The following is a 20,347-nucleotide window of genomic DNA, read 5'->3' on the forward strand; positions in this document are numbered from 1 at the left end:
CGTCAGGCGGCAAGGGCTTATTGGGATGGAGCTTCGGCAGGTCTGGTTGGGACGGCTACGCGGAGTTGAGCACATGTCTTTGACTGCGGGGGTGGACGCTTTCTTAAAAAGCTTTGTGGTTGGTGGGCCGCTGTTTCGGCGGCTTTGCCAGCGAAAAGCGCTGCTTTTGGGGCGGCGCCATTCTTCTGCGCCCTCCTTTGTGGGTGGGCCGGGGCGGCCTTAGGGAACCCACTTTTTCTGGTTCGCGCCGCCAGGGACAAGGTCACGGGGCCCTGCCCCGCACCCCGCCAGGAGAGCAAGCTCCCCTGGACCCCTTTCTTAACTGGCGGCCCGCGGACCGGCCTTCTGGGTTTTTCCGCTATATGCCCGGTCTTTTATCTCTGTAATCTTTTAAAAAAGGAGCCTTTCCGATGAGCGAAAACTGGACTGAAATCAAAATCACTGTCCCCGCACCCCAAGTGGACGCCGCCGGGGATATTGCCAACATGACTGTCCCTCATGGTATCTATATTGAGGACTACTCCAATTTAGAAGAAGAGGCCATGGAAATTGCCCATATTGATCTCATTGATCAGGAACTGCTGAACAAGGACCGCACCCAGGCTATCATCCATATCTATATCAGTCCCGAGGACAACCCCGCCGAGGCCGTCTCCTTCCTGGAAGAACGTTACCGGGTCTGCGGCATTCCCTACCAAATCCACCAGGCCGGCTGCGCCATGGACGACTGGCTGAACAATTGGAAAAAATACTTTAAGCCCATCCCGGTAGGAGAAAAACTGCTCATCCGCCCCATTTGGGAGGAGGATTTCGACCCGCGGGGCCGGGTGGTGCTCAACCTGGAGCCCGGACTGGCCTTTGGCACCGGTACCCACGAGACCACCCGCCTGTGCCTGGAGCTGATGGAGAAATACCTCTCCCCAGGAGAGGATTTTTTGGATGTAGGATGCGGCAGCGGTATTCTCTCTGTAGCAGCGCTGCTGCTGGGGGCTCAGTCGGCTATGGGGGTAGATATTGATCCCTTGGCTGTGAAAACGGCGGCGGAAAATGCCCGGCTTAACGGCGTGGAAGAGAATTTCACGGGCATTTGCGGCAATCTGGCAGAGCAAGTCACTGGCCGGTACCAGGTGGTGGCCGCCAACATTGTAGCGGACGTTGTCATTGAGCTGAGCCGGTCTGTGGCGGAATTTATGGTCCCAGGCGGAGTATTCCTCATCAGCGGAATTATTGACGCCCGAGAGGACGATGTTCTGGCTGCGCTGGCAGGGCGTTTTACGGTCATAGACCGCCAGGAAGAGCGGGGCTGGGTGGCCATGGCCCTAAAATTGGCATGAGCACACAAAACACCTGGCCAGTCTTATAAAAAAGGGGCTTGGAGGGCTGGGGTTAGGGCTTGTTTAAAAAAGCGAAACCACTGTCTTTTTGCCCAGAAGCGTCCCCTTTCCGCGTCAAACATCCTCGCCAATCGGAAGATTGCCTTGCGGTTTTTTCTTGCAATGGACCCCTTCTGGAGAATCATTCTATTTCCTCTATGTTCAAGCAAGCCCTAGGCTTTCTCCTGAACCATTGGCCTGCTATCTACTACGGATATTTTGTGGGGATCCAGCAGTACAACCGCCCCGGCTGGCGACGGTTCCGCGGCGGGAAAACCATCCGCAATCTAAATACAAAAGGAGAATCCCATGGAATTTATTCATTCTGATAGCATTGTGACCCTCTCCAACCCTGGGGTGCGCTCCCGGCAGCTGCTGTGCCCGGACAATTCCCAAGGCCGGCGGGTCACCATCACCGAGGTGCATTTGGAGCCGGACGCCTGCCAGCCCCGGCACACCCACCCGGCCTCGGAACAGATTTGGTACGCGATCCAAGGGACCGGCGTTCTGTTGCTGGCGGGGAACCAGGAGCGGCCCTTTCAGGCCGGAGATGTGGCCCGCTTTGCCGAGGAGGACGTTCACGGCCTGCGCAACGATGGCGCGGAAGAGTTCGTGTATCTCTCCGTCACCGCGCCGCCCATCAATTTTACCTATGCCTATCAAAAGTCGGAGAAAGAGGAAAGCGCATGAAACCCATTGAGACAAAGCGCCTTTGGCTGCGGCCCTGGCGCATGGAGGACTTAGAGGACTTTTACGGCTACTGCAAGGACCCCGTGGTGGGCCCCATGGCCGGCTGGAAACCCCACCAGAGCATGGAAGAGTCTCGGGAAAAGCTGGCCGCCTGGGTGGACCGGGCCGGGGAGATGTTCGCCATTGAGGAGAAAGCCAGCGGCCAGGTGATCGGCTCTTTGGGGCTGGAGGAGGCCGGCCGCCGCCCAGGGGTGCCCGGCTGCAAAAGCCTGGGATATGTGCTGGGCCGGGCCTGGTGGGGCCGGGGCTATATGACCGAGGCCGTGCGCGCCGCCATGGACTACGCCTTCCGGGTGATGAAGCCCCGGCTGCTCACCGTGACCCACTATACCGACAACCCCCGGTCCCAGCGGGTCATTGAGAAGAGCGGCTTTGTGTATGAAGGTACCCTGCGCAGCGGCACGGCGCTGTTCAACGGGGAGGTCAAGGACCTGTGCTGCTACTCGCTGCGGGCTTGGGAGTACTGGGCCATGCGGGCCAAGGAAGCCGGGTTTTCCCTGGTGCTGCCCGAGGAGCTGGAGCGGGAGCCCCTGGAGGAAATGCAAAAAGAATTCGCGGTGGTGGACCAGGACGTGACCCCCTTTGGCCTGGACCCCAAGGACCTAAGCTTTGAGCGCTGGCTGGAGCGCACCGTGGCCTGGCGGCTGGTGGTACCAAAGCCCAGCTATGCCAAGAGCACCCTGTACATCCTTGAGAGCCCCCAGACCGGTCCCGCCGGAGCCCTGGACCTGCGGCACTACCTGACCCCACGGCTGCTAAACGGCGGCGGGAACATTGGCTATGGCATTCGCCCCAGCCTGCGGGGCAGTCACTACGCCCCCTATATGCTGGGCCTGGGCATGGAAAAAGCCCAAGAGAAGGGCCTGGACCAGGCCCTGGTCTGCTGCGATGAGGACAACCCGGCCTCGGCCCGAACCATTGAGGACTGTGGCGGCGCGCTGGAAAACGTGGTGGAGGGGCTGCGCCGCTACTGGATCACTGTATGACCTGTGGCGGGGCCCGTATCCGCAAAAAGAAAAAGCCGGACCCTATGGGGTCTGGCTTTTTTACTCAAAAAGACAAAGGGAAATACAATTGTTAGGCCTACGGTGCAGCTTACTTGTATAAGGAAGTGACAGCGCTTTTAGGCGTTTAGGCAGCCCGTCCACAGGGTGAACAGACGGCTCATTCCTCCTCGTTGGGCCCCGCACTGACAAGGACTGTCACAGCAGTACCGTATTCCAGCGAGTCCCCGGGCTGGTAATCCTTATAACCGATCACATAGCCCAGCTCTACCTCATCGTCAAACTGTTCCTCTTTTACGGGCGAAAAACCACTTTGTGTTAAAGCAGCCTGTAGTTCGGCAAAATTGGCCCCCTTAAAATCTGGAAGCTCCCGCATGGTCATGCCTCTACTGACAGTCACTGTCACCGTGCCGCCCGGCTGCACTGTCTCACCGGCCAAGGGCTCCTGGCTAATAATGCTGCCTTCCGCTACATTGGGGTCAAAGTCCCGCTTGGCCTCTTTCAGTTTAAAGTTGAACTCGCCACTGTTCACCCGGTTCTGCCAGCGCTCAAAGTTCTGGTTTACCATATTCGGCACCTCAACAGGCTCTTCCTCTTGGCTGTTATTAAACAGATTTCCCAGGTCATTAAAAGACATCCCCTGCTCCCCCAGCCAGTGGGACGCAACTACAATTAGAATTCCCAGGGTGATCACTAAGGAGCCAATCAGCCACACCACTGGCGGCAGTCCCCGGCGATGCCTGGGCAAGTCCATAGAGGCCGGAGGTAGACGCCGAATCGCGTCGGTCTCCTCCACCTCGTCCACCAGGGCTGGGGCCGAGGTGAGCTCCGCCCTTAAGCTTTCAAAACTGCCGGTACGGGCCGCCTGTTTGATTTGAAGCGAATTTGCAATGGCCGTTACCGCAAAAGGCGGCATCGTTTTTAAAATGTCCCGGGAGATCATCAGCCGCTGGTCCTCCAGACGCTGGCTGGCCTCGACGGGCAGCTTTCCGGTAAGAGCATACAGCATACACGCGCCTACCGCGTACACATCGCTAACTTCGCCGCAGGTCGCCTTAGCACTGTATTGCTCAATCGCCGCGCAGCCCGGGTACAGGTCAATGTCCAGCACGCCCCCCGCCCTGTGGACCGCGTTAATGTGAAAGCCGGTAATCAGCATATTGCCGTCTCGGGTTACCCGCAGAGAGTCCGGCGAAATGGCCAAATGAGAAATCCCCAGGGAGCTAATCAGCCCCAAAGCAGTAATCACCGGGGTAAACAGGCGGCTGGTCTCGTTCCAGGTTAGCCGCCCGCCGTTATCCGCCACATAGCGGCGCAAAGAGGAGGACGGTATTCCCTGATACACCGTATAAACCGTGCCGTTTTCCTCCAGAATATCTATCACGGACTCTACCACTGTAAGCTCCCTTAGGCGGCTAATGCCCTTAGCCAGGTCCATAAAATCGTTCCTATACTGCTGGAACACCCGGTTATGCTCCCGGCTGGACAACACTGCGCCGTAGTCATCCCGATGGGCAATGGCAGCGGGAAAAAACTCCCGTATTTCCACCGGCTTTTGGGTAGAGGTATCCAGCGCGCAGTATGTAATCCCCTCTCCATTGGCAGACCTGGCACGGCCCAGCACATAATGAGAGGCAAGCTCCGTCTGATATTTCAGCGTCCCCTGGGGCTGAGCCTTGCCGTTGTCCCAGCCGCACACCGGACATACACTGCCATCCTCCACGGGACGGTAGCTGGAAAAGCAATTCATACAGAGCTTACTGAGCATTGTTTTTTACCCCACACAGCACAAATGTTTATCTTAATAGAGGTATTATAGCATATTTCGATTTATTTTGCAAGGCTTGGTTTCAGGTAGAGAGTGTCCAAAGCAGAGATCTTTTTCCTTAACCAATAGAACACAAAAAGCCACTCTGGTTTTTCTTCTCAGAGCGGCTTTTTATCTATTTTTTAGATCCAGTGGCCTCTTTGCGATGACACAGCCTGCTATTTGGACAGTTTGAGCAGCCACATCCACAGCCGCTCTCTCCCCTCTTCCTCTTTATGATCCCCCGCACCACCACAGCGATAAACAGGACCGCGACCACAGCGGCAATGAGCAGAGTGGGCAGGTTAACCGGCGTTTGCAGTAACATAAAAATCCCTCCTTATTTGCCCGCGGCCATGTCCGAACTCACTGCCGCACGGCCGTCATCGTAGCGGTTGCGCCTTGCCAACGGATATTCCACGCCGGGATGCCGGCAAACATTTTGTCTTTTTCCAGATCACGCCAGAGATCATGATAGCGGCTGCACCAACAAAATATGCTAAGATGGCCACCCAGGTACTGCCGCCAAACAACGCTCCCGCGAACAGAGCAATAATAGGCATCTTTGCGCCACAGGATGCAAAGCAGGCCGTCATAATCGTCATGCGGCGGTCCCGCTTGTTCTCTACTATGGTGCGGGAGGCCATCACCCCTGGCACACCACAGCCAGTCCCCACCAGCACGGCGCCTACACCGCCTATTATACCATCATTAATCAGCCCAGACAACCATTTGGCACAGTCAATTTTTTCCAGCCAGCTGTCCACTACCACCGGAATGCTTTCCACCCAAGTACCATAAGCCTGGAGGCTGGGCATACACCAAAAACATTTCCGCTATAAAAACAGACAGAACCAGCACTCGGTTGGTGGCCCCCGGCCAGTCCTGTCGGATACGGAAAGGCTGTGCCGGGTACCTGCGCCTGACCAGTTATTTCGCGGATCAGTCCTGTGTTACCCAGGGCCCCCATTTTCAAAGGCATCCTGCCTCCTCCTTCCACATTGTATTAGTTTTTCCCAGCTCATAAATTATCCCACACTAACCACCAACGTTTGTCCATAGCCTTTTGCAAAAAAATGCCACTTCTCCATAAAAGATGTACGGACAAAAAAGCCTTTGCTTTTTGTCCGTACATCTCTGTGACCAAGTCTATAAGCCGAGTTCTGTCTTAAGCAGTCATCTATCTTGGCCTGCCGTTGCCAGCAGGCTCACGCCACCTCCATGGAACGCGCTGGGCTGCGCTGGCTGCTTGCGCTGCCTGTTCCAATGCCACGGTGTTGCTCCGGATAGGGTTTACAGGGCCGCACAGTCTCCTGTGCGCCGGTGAGCTCTTACCTCGCCTTTCCATCCTTACCAGAGAAGAAAAGCTCCTCTGGCGGTATATCTCTGTTGCACTTTCCCTAGGGTCGCCCCCGGCGGCGGTTAGCCGTTATCCTTGCCCAGTGGAGCTCGGACTTTCCTCAGACGCGCGCTTTCGCCTCGCGCCCGCAACTGCCCGGCTTGCTCACCTTTTTATTGTAAAAGATAAGCGCCCTCTCTGTCAATAGTTTTTTTCTGAAAGCATCCGGTTCTTTTCGTCCCACAGCCGCTGGGACAAATCCACATAGTAGTTATGAGGATTCTCAAACCGGGTTACCTCATCCCAAAGAGAATCCACCTGAGCCGCGCAATAGGCTTTAATGGCGTTCAACGCTCTGGGCGTGTACACACACTCGCCCTTTTTGAAAATCTGCGTTAGCAGGGGCACCGCGTGGAAGTTTTCCACTGTTTTGCGCTTCCAGGTATGGTTGGGGTCAAAGATCACATAGGGCTTCTCTTCGTCTATGGCCTCCTCGTGCAGGGTCACCACATCAGCAATCGCCTTGTCGGTTTCCCGGTCAAACAGCCGCCATACGCCTTTGAAGCAGGGGGTAGTAATCTTCGCCACATTTTCACTAATCTTAATTTTGGGGGTCACCGTACCGTCCGGATTTTCCACACCCACCAGCTTATATACGCCACCAAATACTGGCTCTGAGGAAGAAGTAATTAACCGCTCACCCACACCGAAAGAGTCCACCTTAGCCCCCTGGGCCAGCATGTCCCGAATAATATATTCGTCTAGGGAGTTAGAGGCGCAAATGGGGCAGTCCTCAAACCCAGCGTCATCCAGCATTTTACGGGCTTTGCGAGAAAGATAGGTAATGTCGCCGCTGTCAATGCGGATACCGCCCGGCCGAAACCCCTTGGGTACCAGCACTTCGTTAAACACCTTAATGGCGTTGGGGATACCAGACTTCAGTACATTATAGGTATCCACCAGCAGCACGCAGTTGCCGGGGTATGCCTCAGCATAGGCTTTAAAGGCCTCGTATTCGGTGTCGAACAGCTGTACCCAGCTGTGGGCCATAGTACCCAATGCCGGAACGCCAAAGAGCTGGTCGCTCACTGTACAGGCCGTGCCCGCGCATCCGCCAATGTAAGCCGCCCGAGCCCCATACACCGCACCGTCAAAACCCTGGGCCCGGCGAGAACCAAATTCCATCACCGCGCGCCCTTGGGCCGCCCGGACAATGCGGTTGGCCTTGGTAGCAATCAAGCTCTGGTGGTTGACGCACAGCAGTACCATGGTTTCGATAAACTGTGCCTGAATAGCTGGCCCACGCACTGTAACAATCGGTTCACCGGGAAAAATGGGCGTGCCCTCTGGCATAGCCCACACATCGCATTCAAACTTAAAATTCTCCAGATACTCTAAAAATTCTTTGCGAAAGATATGCCGGGACTCCAGGTACGCCACGTCCTCCTGGGTAAAATGCAGTCCCTTCATATAATCCACCAGCTGCTCCACCCCGGCCATAATGGCAAAACCGCCGTTATCGGGAACCTTACGGAAAAACATATCAAAATAACAAACTGTATCTTTAAAACCGCCTAAAAAGTAACCGTTGGCCATAGTCAACTCATAAAAATCTGTCAACATCGTCAGCTCACGCGCTGAAAAACACCTGCTCATATCACTTCATCCTCTCTTCCGGCAAGAGGTGCCTCGCTCCTCCCGCATATTTTTTACCCGAATATCCCCTATGTTTTTAGAGTTTCCCTTCTAAGTTATGTTGGGTACATGATCCTATTAAAATGAAATCCGATTGGAGAAAGCCGGTGCTTTTGCAACGCAAAAGCGCAGCGTTTTAGGCTTCAAGACTTCTCCGTGTGTTCGTCAGAACACATTATACCACATTTACCCAAAAAGTACAGAGCAATTTTCGTTTTGAGAAAAATGGAGATTTTTTTTACGCAAAAGGGTTGATTTTTAATAATTCTTGCACTATAATACTGAGTTAAAGGAGATATATTTCTGTGGTGTAAAATATCATAGTAAGGGGGTTCGGTGAAAATGCGGCTTCGCGGTCAGCCTTTGGGGTGCAAGAACCTCATTGGTTCCAGGGTAGAAATTGCCAGGAAAAGCCAAGGTATGAAGCAAAAAGAGCTTCTGGCCCAACTACAGGTGCGCGGAGTAGACCTAAACGCCTCCGGCCTGTCCAAGCTGGAGGGACAAATTCGCTTTGTCACCGACATAGAATTACTTGCTCTAGCAGATATTTTGAATGTCTCCGTTATGTGGCTCCTCACTGGTGAAGAGCCTGTAAAAAAAGAACCATAACTATTGAGTACCGCTTGATTTTGAAAAGAATCATGCGGTATTTTTGCATATTCCACCACAGCTCTTCCAAAATAAGACCTGTACAAATATCCCTTGGGAGGGCCTATTATGCTGAAAAAGGACGAGTTAAAGCGTCTGGCGCCTTTGGCTCTATTTTTCTCTCTATACACCCTAGCATTCATTGTTTGGGCCGGTACATTTTGGTACACCCTGCCCTTTCTGCTGGGCCTACTGATTGCCGCCGCCTTACAACCCCCTATCCGTTTTGCAAAAAGGCGCCTGGGCTGGAGCCACGGCTTGGCCTGCGGCATCATCACCTTTCTAGCCTTAGCCCTGCTCTTTGTGGGGCTGGCATTTTTAGCCTCCTTCGCGGTCCGCGAGATCACCGGGTTCTTGGTTAAGGCCGCCCAGGGCGGCTTTCCAGAATTTTCTCCAGTGGTGCAGCGGATCTTTGCGCAAATAAAAACTTTCTTTCAAAACCTAAATACAGATTTTTTCCAGCGCAACCAGCAAGAACTGATGGATCTGCTGAAAAACAGTATGGACCTAGCCACCGCTCTGCTCTCTGGGCTATTGGGGCTACTCACTTCTCTGCCGGCCCTGGTTACCCTGGTGCTCACAGCTTCGCTTTCCGCCTTCTTCATTGCCCGGGATTTTATTCCTCTACAGCGCTGGGCCAAAGGTCTGCTGACCACAGGTTCTGTGCGGCAGCTAAAGCTGGCCGCGAAAAGCTCCGCCGGTACAGGCCGACGTACCATGTTATCCTATGCGCTGATTTACTTTATTAGCTTTTGTGAAGCCTTTGTCATTCTTTCGGTGTTGAATGCTCCTTACCCGCTCATCACCGCGTTAGCCGCTTGTATCGCCGATGTACTGCCTGTGCTGGGGCCTGGCATCGTATTTGCCCCTGTGGCCATTTACCAACTATTCACCGGCGCCTACGGCCGCTCGGCGGGCATTCTGGTGGGATGGCTGGTCATGACCTGTATCCGCCAGGTAATCGAGCCCCGGCTGGTCTCCTCCTCTACCAAAATACATCCATTGGTCATGGTGGCCGCCCTGTATTTTTCTCTGGTGGCCGGCAGCCTGTGGGTACTGGTCTATGTGGTGGGTTTTTTTATGCTTTACTCCGTGTTCCGTGATACTGGCCTGCTGCCTCCTCTTGTACACCCCACAAACCCCTAGAGTCTGTTTGAAAACTCCGAAACAGGGTCTGTCTTGCCCAGAAATGGTGGCTTCAGCGTCAAAAATCCTGGAAAAGGCGCCAGCATTTCTCCCATTTTAAAACAGACTCTAAACAGCCACCAAAAAGAGAAAGGACCCTCCTGCCAGCACGGGTAAATACCAAAAGGGGGCATACTGGCCCCCTTCTTCGCAGGAAGTCCTTCTCATTTTGTCTAAACCGCCGCAATCCTATGGGCTTATTATTATATAGGATCATGCATGCGCGGTTTTTGTTATCCCATCACCTTGACCATCACCGCTTTCTGGGCGTGCAGGCGGTTTTCGGCCTCTTCAAATATATACTGAGCGTTGGCCTCAAAGACCTCTTCGCTAATCTCTTCTCCCCGGTGGGCAGGCAGGCAATGCTGTACCATGGCGTCCGGTTTGGCCTGGGCCATTAGGGTGGCGTCTACGCAGTAGCCTTTAAAAGCAGCCTCCCGCTTGGCCCGCTCTTCCTCCTGGCCCATGGAAGTCCACACGTCGGTAATCACCACATCCGCGTCCTTAGCAGCCTCCATTGGGGAATCGGTGAGGGTAAAGCGGTCATATTGGGCGGCAAACTCTAAAATTTCCTGGGGCGGGCGGTAGCCCTCCGGACAGGCCACAGAAACCGCCATGCCTACTTTCAGACCGCCCACAATCAGGGAGTTCATCATATTGTTTCCATCGCCGATAAAGCACATTTTTAGCCCCTCCAAGGAGCCCTTGAATTCCCGAATGGTCATTAGGTCCGCCAGCACCTGGCAGGGGTGGCAGAAGTCGGTGAGTCCGTTGATCACCGGCACACTTCCGTACTTTGCAAGGTCCTCCACCTCGTCCTGGCCAAAGGTACGGATCATAATTCCGTCTACATAGCGGGAGAGCACCCGGGCGGTATCCTGCACCGGCTCGCCCCGGCCAATCTGGGAGCCCTCTGAGGCCAGCACCACGGCGTAGCCCCCCAGCTGATTAATACCCACCTCAAAAGAAACCCGGGTGCGGGTAGAGGATTTCTCGAAGATCATGCCCAGGCACTTGCCCTTAAGCAAGTGGTGTTCAATGCCGTGTTTGGTCTCATATTTCAGTTGGTCTGCCAGATTCAGTACCTCAATAATCTCCTCGCCGGTCATATCCAGCAGCTTTAGTAAATGCTTCATGCTACACTCTCCTATTCTTGAATGACCCGGGCGAAAATCTCCAGCCCCTGGTCGATATCCTCTTTTGTAATGGTCAGCGGCGGCAAAAAGCGCACCAGGTCCTTGGCGGTGAGCACCAAAAGGCCCTCTTGGGCGCAGCGCGTCAAAACCTCATGGGCGTCGCCGCTTTTCAGCTTGATGCCCAGCATCAGCCCTTTACCGCGGACAAAGTCTACCTGGGGCAGGGCAGCCAGCTTTTCCCGGAAATACTGGCCCTTCTCCTCTACTTCCTTTAGAAAAGCTGGGTTTGCCACCCGCCGCACCACTTCTCTGGCCCCGGCGCAGACCACCGGGTTTCCGCCAAAGGTAGAGCCCTGCTGGCCGGGCTTTAGCAGGTCCCGCAGTTTCTCCCCCACCAGGCAGGCCCCAATGGGCAGCCCCCCGGCCAGGCCTTTGGCCGAGGTGGCCACGTCCGGCACAATGCCAAAGCCCTGGTAGCTGTAAAAGCTGCCGGTACGCCCCACACCGGTTTGTACCTCGTCCATCATCAGCAGCACGTCCCGCTGGTCGCACAGCTGCCGCAGGCCCTGGACGAACTCCGGCTCCATGGGCACCACGCCGCCCTCGCCCTGAACGGTCTCCATCAGCACCGCGCACACCGAGCCGTCCAGCAGTTGGTCCACTGCCCTCAAGTCGCCGCCCTGAGCGTAGAGGAAGCCTTCTGTAATGGGCAGAAAGTCCTTATGAAAAGCCTCCTGCCCGGTAGCCGCCAGGGTGGTCAGGGTGCGGCCATGGAAAGAGTTCACCAGGGTAACAATCTTATTTGCGCCCTGCTTTTCTCCATACTTTCGGGCAATTTTGATGGCGCACTCGTTGGCCTCGGCCCCGGAATTGCAGAAAAACGCCTGGGCCATTCCCGCCGCCGCGCATAGCTCCTGGGCCAAAGCCGTGTTCTGGGGCGAATAATAATAATTGCACAGGTGTTGCAGGGTCCCAGCCTGTTCTGCCACAGCGCCCGCCCACTGGGGGTCGCTGTAGCCAAGACTGTTCACACCAATGCCTGAAGTGAAGTCAATGTATTCCTTGCCCTCCACATCCCAGGCCCGGGCATTTTTGCCCTTCACCAGGGCCGCGTCCACCCGGCCGTAGGTGTGCATAATATAGGCTTGATCTTGGTCTTTTATCTCTTGAAAGGTCATAAAACCGCTCCTTTTCTTCCTTCCATAGGAAGTCAACGTCTGCTCCGGCCACTCTTTGCGCCGTCCTGCCGCATTGAGCGGCAAAGCAGGTTCTATAAACGCCGCAGGTTGTCGATACGCTCCGGGTTTTCCGCCGCCGCCCATTCCTTCAGCTTGCCGCAGGGGAACTGGGGGCATTTGCCGCAATGCTCCTGCTCTTTTTCCGCATTGCAGGCGTACAGCTCACAGGCCCCCCAGAACACCTGGCCCTGAATGGCTTTGCACCCAGCGCAGTTTTGCTCTTCTCTAAATTTGCAGGCACCGCAGTCTATGCCGCAGACACTGCAATTTGCCATTCTTTCTCTCCTTAATAAAACATGGTGCCTATGCCTTCGTCGGTAAACAGCTCCACTAAAATGGAGTGGGCGATGCGCCCGTCGATGATATGGGCCCGGCCCACGCCCCTGCGCACCGCGTCCACGCAGCAGTCGATTTTGGGAATCATGCCGCCTTTGATGATCCCTTCTTTTTTCAGGCGGCGCACGTCGCTGACATTAACCACTGGGATAATGCTGGCCTCATCCTCCTTGTCCCGCAGCAGGCCCCGGACATCGGTCATCAAAATCAGTTTCATGGCCCCCAGCTCGGCGGCAATACGGGCGGCGGCGATGTCCGCGTTGATGTTGTACACCTCACCATGGTAGCCGGCGGCCACTGTGGAGACAATGGGCACGTACCCGTTCCTGGCGGCGTCCCGGATAATATCCGCGTTCACCTCCCGGATCTCTCCCACAAAGCCCAGGTCCTCCTCCAGCCGGTCGGCCTTGAGCAGCGAGCCGTCCAGGCCGCACAGGCCGATGGCCTTGCCCCCGGCGTTTTCCAAAAGCTGCACCAGGTCCTTATTTACCTTGCCGGCCAGCACCTGCTGTACGATATCCATGGTCTCCTGGTCTGTGTAGCGCAGGCCCCCCACAAATTTGCTCTCTTTGCCAATTTTGTCCAGCATGGCGTTGATCTCCGGCCCGCCGCCGTGGACCAGCACCACGTTGATGCCCACTAGCTGCATTAGCACAATGTCGCTCATCACGGCGCTTTTCAGCCCGTCGTCCAGCATGGCGTTGCCGCCGTATTTTACCACCACGGTGGCTCCGGCATATTTTTTGATATACGGCAGGGCCTGTACCAGGATATTGGCCCGCTCACTATTGGATATTTGCATATCTGTCCACCTTTTCTTGATTCATTCCATCCAAGCCATTACCAGTGCGGCCACAACTACAGCGTAAAGGGCCATCACTACCAAGTTGGCGGCCACTCCCCCCAAGAGCAGCCTGCGCCACAGCTTCGCCGTTTTCCGCCGGGTGACAAAATGACAGGCTATTCCCAGCAGCAGAAAGACCGCCGTGACGATTACAAAAGCGGGCTCTAGAAAAACCAGGCCCATAGCGACGATAAGCAGGACTACAAATGTCGCGAAATTCCCATACAGCAACACGGCCATCACCGCTGCCGGCAAGTCCCATATGCTTTGAATAATCGTTCTTTTGCTCATGGCTGCTCCTTTCATTCAAGCCGCTTTCTATATCTAGGGCTTGTTTAAAAAATCGGAAATACCGTCTCTATGCCCCATACGGGCGGATTTCTGTGTCAAAAGTTCTCGAAACACAAAAGTATTCCTTGCGGTCTTCTCCTTACAGCCACCTCGTCTTAAGCAAAAATCCGGCACTTTCTCTATTTTCAAACAAGGCCTAGAGTCTGTTTGAAAAAGCCGAAACACGGTCTGTTTTGCCCAGAAACGGCGGCTTCGGCGTCAAAAATCCTGGAAAGGCGCCAGCATTTCTTGCGGTTATTTCCTGGAACCCACTTATTTCTGAGCATAAATAAATCCAGCATTTCTCCCATTTTAAAACAGACTCTAGGCCATCGGCTGCGAAAAAACATAGGAAGGAAGCCGAAGCCCCCATATTTACCGCGGCGCCGCCCAGCAGCCACAGTTTCTCAGCCCGGCGCCGGCTTATCAGATCGACCAAAACACGCCCAGCGGGAAGAGAATGCCAGTTAAGGCAACCAATGACAGTAAGAAAGCACTGGTAAAAAGGGCGAGCACCGCAGTGATTGCGACTATATACAGCAGCGCGGCCATGATAATCACCACCGAGTCCCAGCCGCTAGGGCTTCTCCTCTCAGGTCCGATAGTCCGCGTTAATCTTCACATATTCATAGGTCAGGTCACAGCCATAGGCTTCGGCGCACACATCCCCCGCGTGCAGGTCGATAACGGAGACAATCTCCTCTTCCTTCAGCACCTCCAGGGCCAGCTCTTCCGAGAACTCCGCGCCCATGCCATCCTTCACCACCTGCACACTGCCCTTCGCGGACTGAAAGAGAATGTCAATCTTCTCCACCTCCACCTGGGCCCCAGAGTAGCCCACCGCGCACATAGCCCGGCCTCCGGCGTTGGCGTCCGCGCCGAACATGGCCGCCTTGAACAGGTTGGAGCTGGACACGCTGCGGGCCACGGTGCGGGCGGTTTGCAGGTCCTTGGCGTTCTGCACCCGGCAGGTCACCAGCTTGCTGGCCCCCTCGCCGTCCCGGGCCATCATCTTGGCCAGACTGCGGCCCACGGCCTCCAGCGCGGCCACAAAGGCGTCGTAGTCCTCCCCTTCGGCGGTTATTTCCGGGTTGCCGGCGGCTCCATTGGCCAGCACCAGGAAGGTGTCGTTGGTAGAGGTGTCCCCGTCCACGCTGATCATATTAAAGGTGGCGTCCGCCGCAGCCTTCACCGCCTTTTGCAGCAGCTCCGGGGCAATAGCGCAATCGCTGGTGACAAAACACAGCATGGTGGCCATATTAGGGTGGATCATTCCGCTGCCCTTGGAAATACCGCCAATCTTCGCCTCCTTGCCCCCCACGATGAACCGTACCGCCGCCTCCTTGGCAAAGGTGTCGGTAGTCATAATGGCCGTGGCCGCCGCGTGGGAGCCCTGTGGGCTCAGGGCGTCCTTCAGGGCCTGGGCCGCGTTCTCAATGGGTTCAATGGGAACGCAGGGGCCAATCACCCCGGTAGAGGCCACCGCCACGTCTGTGGGGGCGATGTCCAGCACCCGGGCGGCGATGCCGCACATAGCCCGGGCCTTTTCTATGCCGTCGGGGGCACAGGTATTGGCAATGCCGGAGTTGCAGATTACCGCCCGTGCCCTGCCATCGGCAATATTTTCCTTGGTCACGGTAATGGGGGCGCCCTTTACCAGGTTTTGGGTGTATACCGCCGCCGCCGCGCAGTCGCGGTCGCTGAAAATCAGGGCCAGGTCCGGCTTGGTCTTGTTTTTGCGGATACCGCAGTGCAGCCCGCTGGCGGAAAAGCCCTCCGCGGCGGTCACGCCGCCTTCTATAAATTCCATGATAAATTCTCCTCGCTCCATAGCGTTAGATTTCTTTTTTATGCCTGTTATCCATCCCCTAAAACGCCGGGGGAACCAGCCGAAGGCCCGTCGTCTCTTCCAGGCCGAAAGCCAGGTTCATGTTCTGCACCGCCTGTCCTGCCGCGCCCTTGACCATATTGTCAATGGCCGAGATACCGATAAAGGTGCCGGTGCGGGGGTCTGTGAACAAGGACACATCACAGAAATTGGTGTAGCGCACATTTTTCACATTGGCCACCTGGCCCTCTGGCAGCAGACGGATAAAGGACTCGTCCCGGTACTGGTCCTCATAGGCCTCTCGCAGCTGCCGAGGGGTGGCTCCAGGCTTCAGCCTGGCATAGCAGGTGGCTAGAATGCCCCGGTTGATGGGCAGCAGGTGGGGTACAAAGGTCAGCTTCACATCCTGGCCGGTAAGTTTGGCCACAGTCTGCTCGATCTCCGGGGTGTGCCGGTGGGCGGCCACCTTGTAAGCGGTAAAGCTCTCGTTAAGTTCTGGGTAATGGTTGGACTGGGTAGGCTTTCGGCCCGCGCCGGTGACCCCGGACTTACAGTCCGCGATAATGCCCTGGGCCTCAATCAGGCCCGCTTTCAGCGCCGGGGCCAGGGCCAGGGGCACCGCCGTGGTGTAGCAGCCTGGGTTGGCGATCAGCCGCTTGCCCTTCATGTTCTCCCGAAACAGCTCCGGCAGGCCGTACACCGCCTGGGCGTGCAAGCTCTTGTCCGTGTAAGAGCCGCCGTACCACTCTTGGTAGGCCTCCTCGTTCTCTAAGCGGAAGTCCGCGCCCATGTCAATAAAGACCTTGCCCTTTTCCATACACTCTGCCGCCAGATCTTGAGAGAGTCCATGGGGCAGCGCCGCAAAGACCACGTCGCTCTTCTCTACCACCTGCTCCTGCTCCCCGCAGACCATATCGCAGATCTGATAATAGGCCGGGTATACTTGGCTAAGAGCCATGCCCTGAAAGCTGACCGAGCTGACCGCCGCCAGCTGGGCCTGGGGGTGGCCCAGAATCAGCCGGCAGATCTCCGCCCCGGCATAGCCGGTAGCCCCCACAACCCCTACTTTTATCTTCTCCATCCCTAATATTCCTTTCTCTCCAGCAGCTTTTGTACCAGCGCGGCCTGAGCCCGCACATTTTCTGGGGCGGGCCCGCCCGGCACTTTGCGATCCCGGACGCACTTTTCTAAAGAAATTGCCTGATAAACTTCCTGGTCAAAGCGTTCGCACACCTTCTGGTATTCCTCCAGGGGCAGGGTCTCCAGGGTCAGACCACGGTCAATGCACAAAGCGACCAGCTCCCCGGTAATTTTATAGGCGTCCCGGAAAGGCAGCCCCTTCTCGGCCACCAGATAGTCGGCGCAGTCTGTAGCGTTGATAAAGCCTCCCGCCGCCGCCGCCCGCATATTGTCCCCCAGCACGGTCATGGTCTCCAGCATGGGAGTCAGTGGGGTTAAACAGAGCTTGAGGGTATCCACCGCGTCGAATACCGCCTCTTTGTCCTCCTGCATGTCCTTGTTATAGGCCAGGGGCAAACCCTTCATCATGGTCAGCAGGCCCATCAAGTCGCCAAACACCCGGCCAGATTTCCCTCGGATCAGCTCCGCCAGGTCCGGGTTTTTCTTCTGGGGCATAATGCTGGACCCCGTGCAGTAGGCATCGTCCAGTTCAATAAATTTAAATTCCCAGGAACACCACAGCACCAGCTCCTCGCACAGGCGCGAGAGGTGCACCATGGTCATGGACGCGGCAAACGCAATCTCCGCGCAAAAATCCCGGTCAGAGACCCCGTCCAGGCTATTCCGGCTTACCAGAGAAAATCCCAGCAGCTGGGCGGTGCGCTCCCGGTCCAGGGGATAGGTGGTGCCCGCCAGGGCCCCGCTGCCCAGGGGACACACATCCATGCGCTTCATAGCGTCCTGGAACCGAGACAGGTCCCGCAGGTACATCTCGGCATAGGCCATCAGGTGGTGGCCAAAGGTCACGGGCTGGGCGCGCTGCATATGGGTATAGCCGGGCATTACAATCTCGCTGTAGCACTCCGCTTTTTGACAGAGCATCCGCACTAGCCCTTCCAGCTGGCCCATCAGGCCGGCGCAGTCCTCCCGCAGGGTCAGGCGAATGTCCAAGGCCACCTGGTCGTTGCGGCTGCGGCCGGTATGCAGGCGCTTGCCCGCGTCCCCCAGCCGGGCGGTAAGCTCCGCCTCCACAAAAGTGTGGATGTCCTCGGCGTCCGGGTCAATGGCCAGGGCGCCGCTCTCAACATCGTCCCGAATCTTTCCCAGTTCCACACAGATCTTCATGCTCTCGCTCTCGTCAATAATGCCCTGCTTCCCCAGCATGGTGGCGTGGGCAATGCTGCCTTCTATGTCCTGCCGGAGCATCCGGCTATCAAAGGCAATGCTGGAATTAAAGTCGTTGGTCTTGGGGTCAGCCTCTTTCTTAAAACGGCCCTTCCACAGCTTCATACCCTGTCCTCTCCCATCAAAAAATCAAGCTCCCGGCTCTTTGGCCGGCCTATGAAATTCAGGAATGCCTCTCGGTAGTCTTGCAGATGGTCTGTTAGCGAGGGGGCAAAGGCCCCTTCCCTGGCCATTTGTACAAACTCCGCAAAGCTCGCCCACCGCGCCCCACAGGTCTCCCCCTTTTGAAAGCGCACCTGGTCCAGCTCCACTTCCATGCGCACGCCATAGTCCCGCCCCAGATAGGGCCAGAAACAAGAACTTCCCAAAAGGGTGATCTGTTCCTCTGTAACGGCCAAGCCGGTCTCCTCATGCAGCTCACGCACCACCGCATGAACCGGGGGCTCCCCCGCCCGCACATGGCCCGCGGGGTTCTCCCATTTTCCTGGGGCATATTTCTTTTTCAGGCTGCGGCGGGTCAGGAAAATCCTGCCGCTTTTGTCCACGATCCAGATTCCCACCGCCATTCGGTATTCTTCCGGGCCCAGGGGGGCGTCCTTGTCCCGGACAGCGCCGGTGGGGACGCCGTTTTTGTCATAAATATCGATTTGTTCCATGATAAATCCTTTTACAGCACTTTTTCAAACTCACAGCGGTAGAGCGAAAAACCCAGTTTCTTATGCATTGCCAAAGAGGCCGCGTTCTTAAAACCCGTTCCAGCCCGAAGCACCGCCGCCCCCTGCTCCTTGGCCCAAGCCCCGGCATAAGCGTACAGCTCTCTGGCCAGTCCGATCCGGCGCAGTTCCGGCTCAATGTAGATCTCCCGGACCTCTCCAAAAGCGAATCCGGACTCGCAGTCCTTCTCAAATACCGCCCAAAAGTAGCCGGCGCGCCGTCCGTCCTCCAACTCCAGTCTCTCGGCCAAAGCCCGCCCGTCCTGAACCGTTGTCTGTAGGGCCCAGTAGAAGCCTTGCACCTGGCTCTTCAGGCTAAACCATTGCCCGCGATAGTCCTCATAGCTCTTTTCTCTCATCCATGGGGTTTCACACGCATAGTTGACCCGGCAGTGGCATTCCAGCACGTACTCCCGATCTTTTTCAAAGTCGATCTTCCTGTGAATCAACCTACCGCTACTTATCATACGTCAAGCCCTTTTTGGCTTGGACTTTGATGGGCAGTCCGAACAGGTTGATGAACCCGGCGCTGTCCGCCTGGTTGTACACCTGGTCCTCGTCAAAGGTGGCGATGTCCTCGTCGTACAGGGAATAGGGCGAAGTCACCCCAGCGTCGATAATATTGCCCTTATACAGCTTTAGCTTTACGTCGCCGGTCACGGTTTCTTGGGTGGAGTCCACAAAGGCGGACAGAGCCTGGCGCAGGGGGGTGTACCACTGGCCGTTATACACCAGGTCCGCGAATTTTAGGGCCACCTGCTGCTTGTAGTGATAGGTTTCCTTATCCAGGCAGAGCTCTTCCAGCTTATTGTGGGCATGGTAGAGAATGGTACCGCCGGGGGTCTCATACACACCCCGGGACTTCATGCCCACCAGGCGGTTCTCAATAATGTCCGCCAAACCGATGCCGTTCTTGCCCCCCAACTCGTTGAGCTTGGCCACCATATCTGTGCCAGAAAGCGTCTCTCCGTTCAGGCTGGTAGCTACGCCCTTCTCAAAGTGCAGGGTGATGTAGGTGGGCTCGTCCGGGGCCTGCTGGGGAGAGACACCCAGCTCCAAAAAGCCCGGTTTCTCATACTGGGGCTCGTTGGCGGGGTCCTCCAGGTCCAAGCCCTCGTGGGACAGGTGCCACAGGTTCTTATCTTTGGAATAATTGGTCTCCCGGTTAATCTTTAGAGGCACCTGGTGGGCCTCGGCGTAGTCGATCTCCTCTTCCCGGCTCTTGATGTCCCAAATACGCCAGGGAGCAATAATGGTCATGTCCGGCGCGTAGGCCTTGATGGCCAGCTCAAAGCGTACCTGGTCGTTTCCCTTGCCGGTGCAGCCGTGGCAGATGGCGTCGGCGCCCTCTTTCTTGGCAATCTCCACAATGCCCTTGGCAATAATGGGCCGGGCAAAGGAGGTGCCCAGCAGGTACTTGTTTTCGTACACAGCCCCAGCCTTTACCGTGGGGTATACATACTCCTGTACAAACTCCTCTTTCAGGTCCAGCACGTACAGCTTGCTGGCCCCGGTCTTTTTGGCCTTCTCCTCCAGGCCGTCCAGCTCGGTGCCCTGGCCCACGTCCCCGGAGACCGCGATGACCTCGCAGTTATTGTAGTTTTCCTTCAGCCAGGGGATGATGATGGAGGTATCCAATCCGCCAGAGTAAGCCAGTACAACTTTTTTGATTTCTTTTGCCATGATTCAGCACAACCCTTTCTTTATCAATGATTTCCGCTTCATTTTCTTGCTCTTATTATAGCGCAAAGTTTGGA

Annotated in this window: 20 protein-coding genes, 1 other RNA gene and 1 pseudogene; 5 read left to right on the top strand and 17 right to left on the bottom strand. The window is 56.1% G+C overall.

Features of this window, described 5'->3' with window-relative positions:
• Positions 1-410: 410 nt before the first annotated feature.
• The 3 genes from prmA to U8U68_RS03550 all read left to right on the top strand — a co-directional run bounded on the left by prmA (position 411) and on the right by U8U68_RS03550 (position 3,109).
• Positions 411-1,334 (top strand): 50S ribosomal protein L11 methyltransferase, encoded by a 924-nt coding sequence (gene prmA / locus U8U68_RS03540; RefSeq protein ID WP_322199464.1) that lies wholly within the window; start codon positions 411-413, stop codon positions 1,332-1,334.
• A 348-nt stretch (positions 1,335-1,682) separates the two neighbouring features.
• Positions 1,683-2,063 (top strand): cupin domain-containing protein, encoded by a 381-nt coding sequence (locus U8U68_RS03545; protein ID WP_322199465.1) that lies wholly within the window; start codon positions 1,683-1,685, stop codon positions 2,061-2,063.
• Complete coding sequence (locus U8U68_RS03550; protein ID WP_322199466.1) at positions 2,060-3,109, top strand: GNAT family N-acetyltransferase; 1,050 nt, start codon at positions 2,060-2,062, stop codon at positions 3,107-3,109. The genes U8U68_RS03545 and U8U68_RS03550 overlap by 4 nt, the downstream gene beginning before the upstream one ends.
• 178 nt (positions 3,110-3,287) lie before the next feature.
• On the opposite strand, the gene U8U68_RS03555 is transcribed toward U8U68_RS03550, so the two are convergent.
• The 5 genes and pseudogenes from U8U68_RS03555 to U8U68_RS03575 all read right to left on the bottom strand — a co-directional run bounded on the left by U8U68_RS03555 (position 3,288) and on the right by U8U68_RS03575 (position 7,929).
• Positions 3,288-4,895, bottom strand: a complete 1,608-nt coding sequence (locus U8U68_RS03555) for a PASTA domain-containing protein (protein ID WP_322199467.1) — start codon at positions 4,893-4,895, stop codon at positions 3,288-3,290.
• Between the two features lie 175 nt (positions 4,896-5,070).
• Complete coding sequence (locus U8U68_RS03560) at positions 5,071-5,262, bottom strand: FeoB-associated Cys-rich membrane protein (protein ID WP_322199468.1); 192 nt, start codon at positions 5,260-5,262, stop codon at positions 5,071-5,073.
• A 92-nt stretch (positions 5,263-5,354) separates the two neighbouring features.
• A pseudogene (locus tag U8U68_RS03565) lies at positions 5,355-5,749 on the bottom strand (ferrous iron transporter B); the annotation flags it as partial.
• Positions 5,750-6,070: 321 nt separating this feature from the next.
• Positions 6,071-6,441: RNase P RNA component class A (gene rnpB, locus U8U68_RS03570), an RNA gene on the bottom strand.
• A gap of 33 nt (positions 6,442-6,474) precedes the next feature.
• Positions 6,475-7,929, bottom strand: a complete 1,455-nt coding sequence (locus U8U68_RS03575) for a nicotinate phosphoribosyltransferase (protein WP_322199469.1) — start codon at positions 7,927-7,929, stop codon at positions 6,475-6,477.
• A 459-nt stretch (positions 7,930-8,388) separates the two neighbouring features.
• Between U8U68_RS03575 and U8U68_RS03580 the strand changes: the two genes are divergently transcribed.
• Both U8U68_RS03580 and U8U68_RS03585 read left to right on the top strand, forming a co-directional pair.
• Entirely contained in the window at positions 8,389-8,577 is a 189-nt protein-coding gene (locus U8U68_RS03580) for a hypothetical protein (protein WP_322199470.1), read from the top strand.
• Between the two features lie 108 nt (positions 8,578-8,685).
• A complete protein-coding gene (locus U8U68_RS03585) occupies positions 8,686-9,762 on the top strand; it encodes an AI-2E family transporter (RefSeq protein WP_322199471.1) in 1,077 nt (358 codons plus the stop codon).
• Positions 9,763-10,034: 272 nt separating this feature from the next.
• On the opposite strand, the gene argF is transcribed toward U8U68_RS03585, so the two are convergent.
• The 12 genes from argF to U8U68_RS03645 all read right to left on the bottom strand — a co-directional run bounded on the left by argF (position 10,035) and on the right by U8U68_RS03645 (position 20,273).
• Positions 10,035-10,937 carry an ornithine carbamoyltransferase gene (argF, locus tag U8U68_RS03590; protein ID WP_322199473.1) on the bottom strand — a complete coding sequence of 301 codons (903 nt, stop codon included), beginning with the start codon at positions 10,935-10,937 and terminating at the stop codon, positions 10,035-10,037.
• An 11-nt stretch (positions 10,938-10,948) separates the two neighbouring features.
• The gene (locus U8U68_RS03595) at positions 10,949-12,115 is read right to left on the bottom strand and encodes an aspartate aminotransferase family protein (RefSeq protein WP_322199474.1); all 1,167 of its coding nucleotides are present in this window, start codon (positions 12,113-12,115) and stop codon (positions 10,949-10,951) included.
• A 92-nt stretch (positions 12,116-12,207) separates the two neighbouring features.
• On the bottom strand, positions 12,208-12,450 hold the full coding sequence (locus tag U8U68_RS03600) for a DUF3795 domain-containing protein (protein ID WP_322199476.1): 243 nt from the start codon (positions 12,448-12,450) through the stop codon (positions 12,208-12,210).
• An 11-nt stretch (positions 12,451-12,461) separates the two neighbouring features.
• Positions 12,462-13,313 (bottom strand): acetylglutamate kinase, encoded by an 852-nt coding sequence (argB, locus tag U8U68_RS03605; protein ID WP_322199477.1) that lies wholly within the window; start codon positions 13,311-13,313, stop codon positions 12,462-12,464.
• A gap of 21 nt (positions 13,314-13,334) precedes the next feature.
• Entirely contained in the window at positions 13,335-13,646 is a 312-nt protein-coding gene (locus U8U68_RS03610) for a hypothetical protein (protein WP_322199478.1), read from the bottom strand.
• Between the two features lie 465 nt (positions 13,647-14,111).
• Positions 14,112-14,237, bottom strand: coding sequence for a hypothetical protein (locus U8U68_RS03615; RefSeq protein WP_322199479.1), 126 nt, complete (start codon positions 14,235-14,237; stop codon positions 14,112-14,114).
• 40 nt (positions 14,238-14,277) lie between these two features.
• A complete protein-coding gene (argJ, locus tag U8U68_RS03620) occupies positions 14,278-15,495 on the bottom strand; it encodes a bifunctional glutamate N-acetyltransferase/amino-acid acetyltransferase ArgJ (RefSeq protein ID WP_322199480.1) in 1,218 nt (405 codons plus the stop codon).
• Between the two features lie 58 nt (positions 15,496-15,553).
• Complete coding sequence (gene argC / locus U8U68_RS03625; protein ID WP_322199481.1) at positions 15,554-16,594, bottom strand: N-acetyl-gamma-glutamyl-phosphate reductase; 1,041 nt, start codon at positions 16,592-16,594, stop codon at positions 15,554-15,556.
• Positions 16,595-16,596: 2 nt separating this feature from the next.
• Entirely contained in the window at positions 16,597-17,982 is a 1,386-nt protein-coding gene (gene argH, locus U8U68_RS03630; protein WP_322199482.1) for an argininosuccinate lyase, read from the bottom strand.
• Entirely contained in the window at positions 17,979-18,533 is a 555-nt protein-coding gene (locus tag U8U68_RS03635; RefSeq protein ID WP_322199483.1) for an NUDIX hydrolase, read from the bottom strand. Before U8U68_RS03635 ends, argH begins: the two co-directional genes overlap by 4 nt.
• An 11-nt stretch (positions 18,534-18,544) precedes the next feature.
• Positions 18,545-19,057, bottom strand: a complete 513-nt coding sequence (locus U8U68_RS03640; RefSeq protein WP_322199484.1) for a GNAT family N-acetyltransferase — start codon at positions 19,055-19,057, stop codon at positions 18,545-18,547.
• Positions 19,047-20,273: an argininosuccinate synthase gene (locus U8U68_RS03645; RefSeq protein ID WP_322199485.1), complete on the bottom strand. Its 1,227-nt coding sequence runs from the start codon at positions 20,271-20,273 to the stop codon at positions 19,047-19,049. The genes U8U68_RS03640 and U8U68_RS03645 overlap by 11 nt, the downstream gene beginning before the upstream one ends.
• Positions 20,274-20,347 lie beyond the last annotated feature (74 nt).

Origin of the sequence: Acutalibacter intestini, assembly GCF_034334985.1 — a bacterium.
GTDB classification, from domain to species: Bacteria; Bacillota; Clostridia; order Oscillospirales; family Acutalibacteraceae; genus Acutalibacter; species Acutalibacter intestini.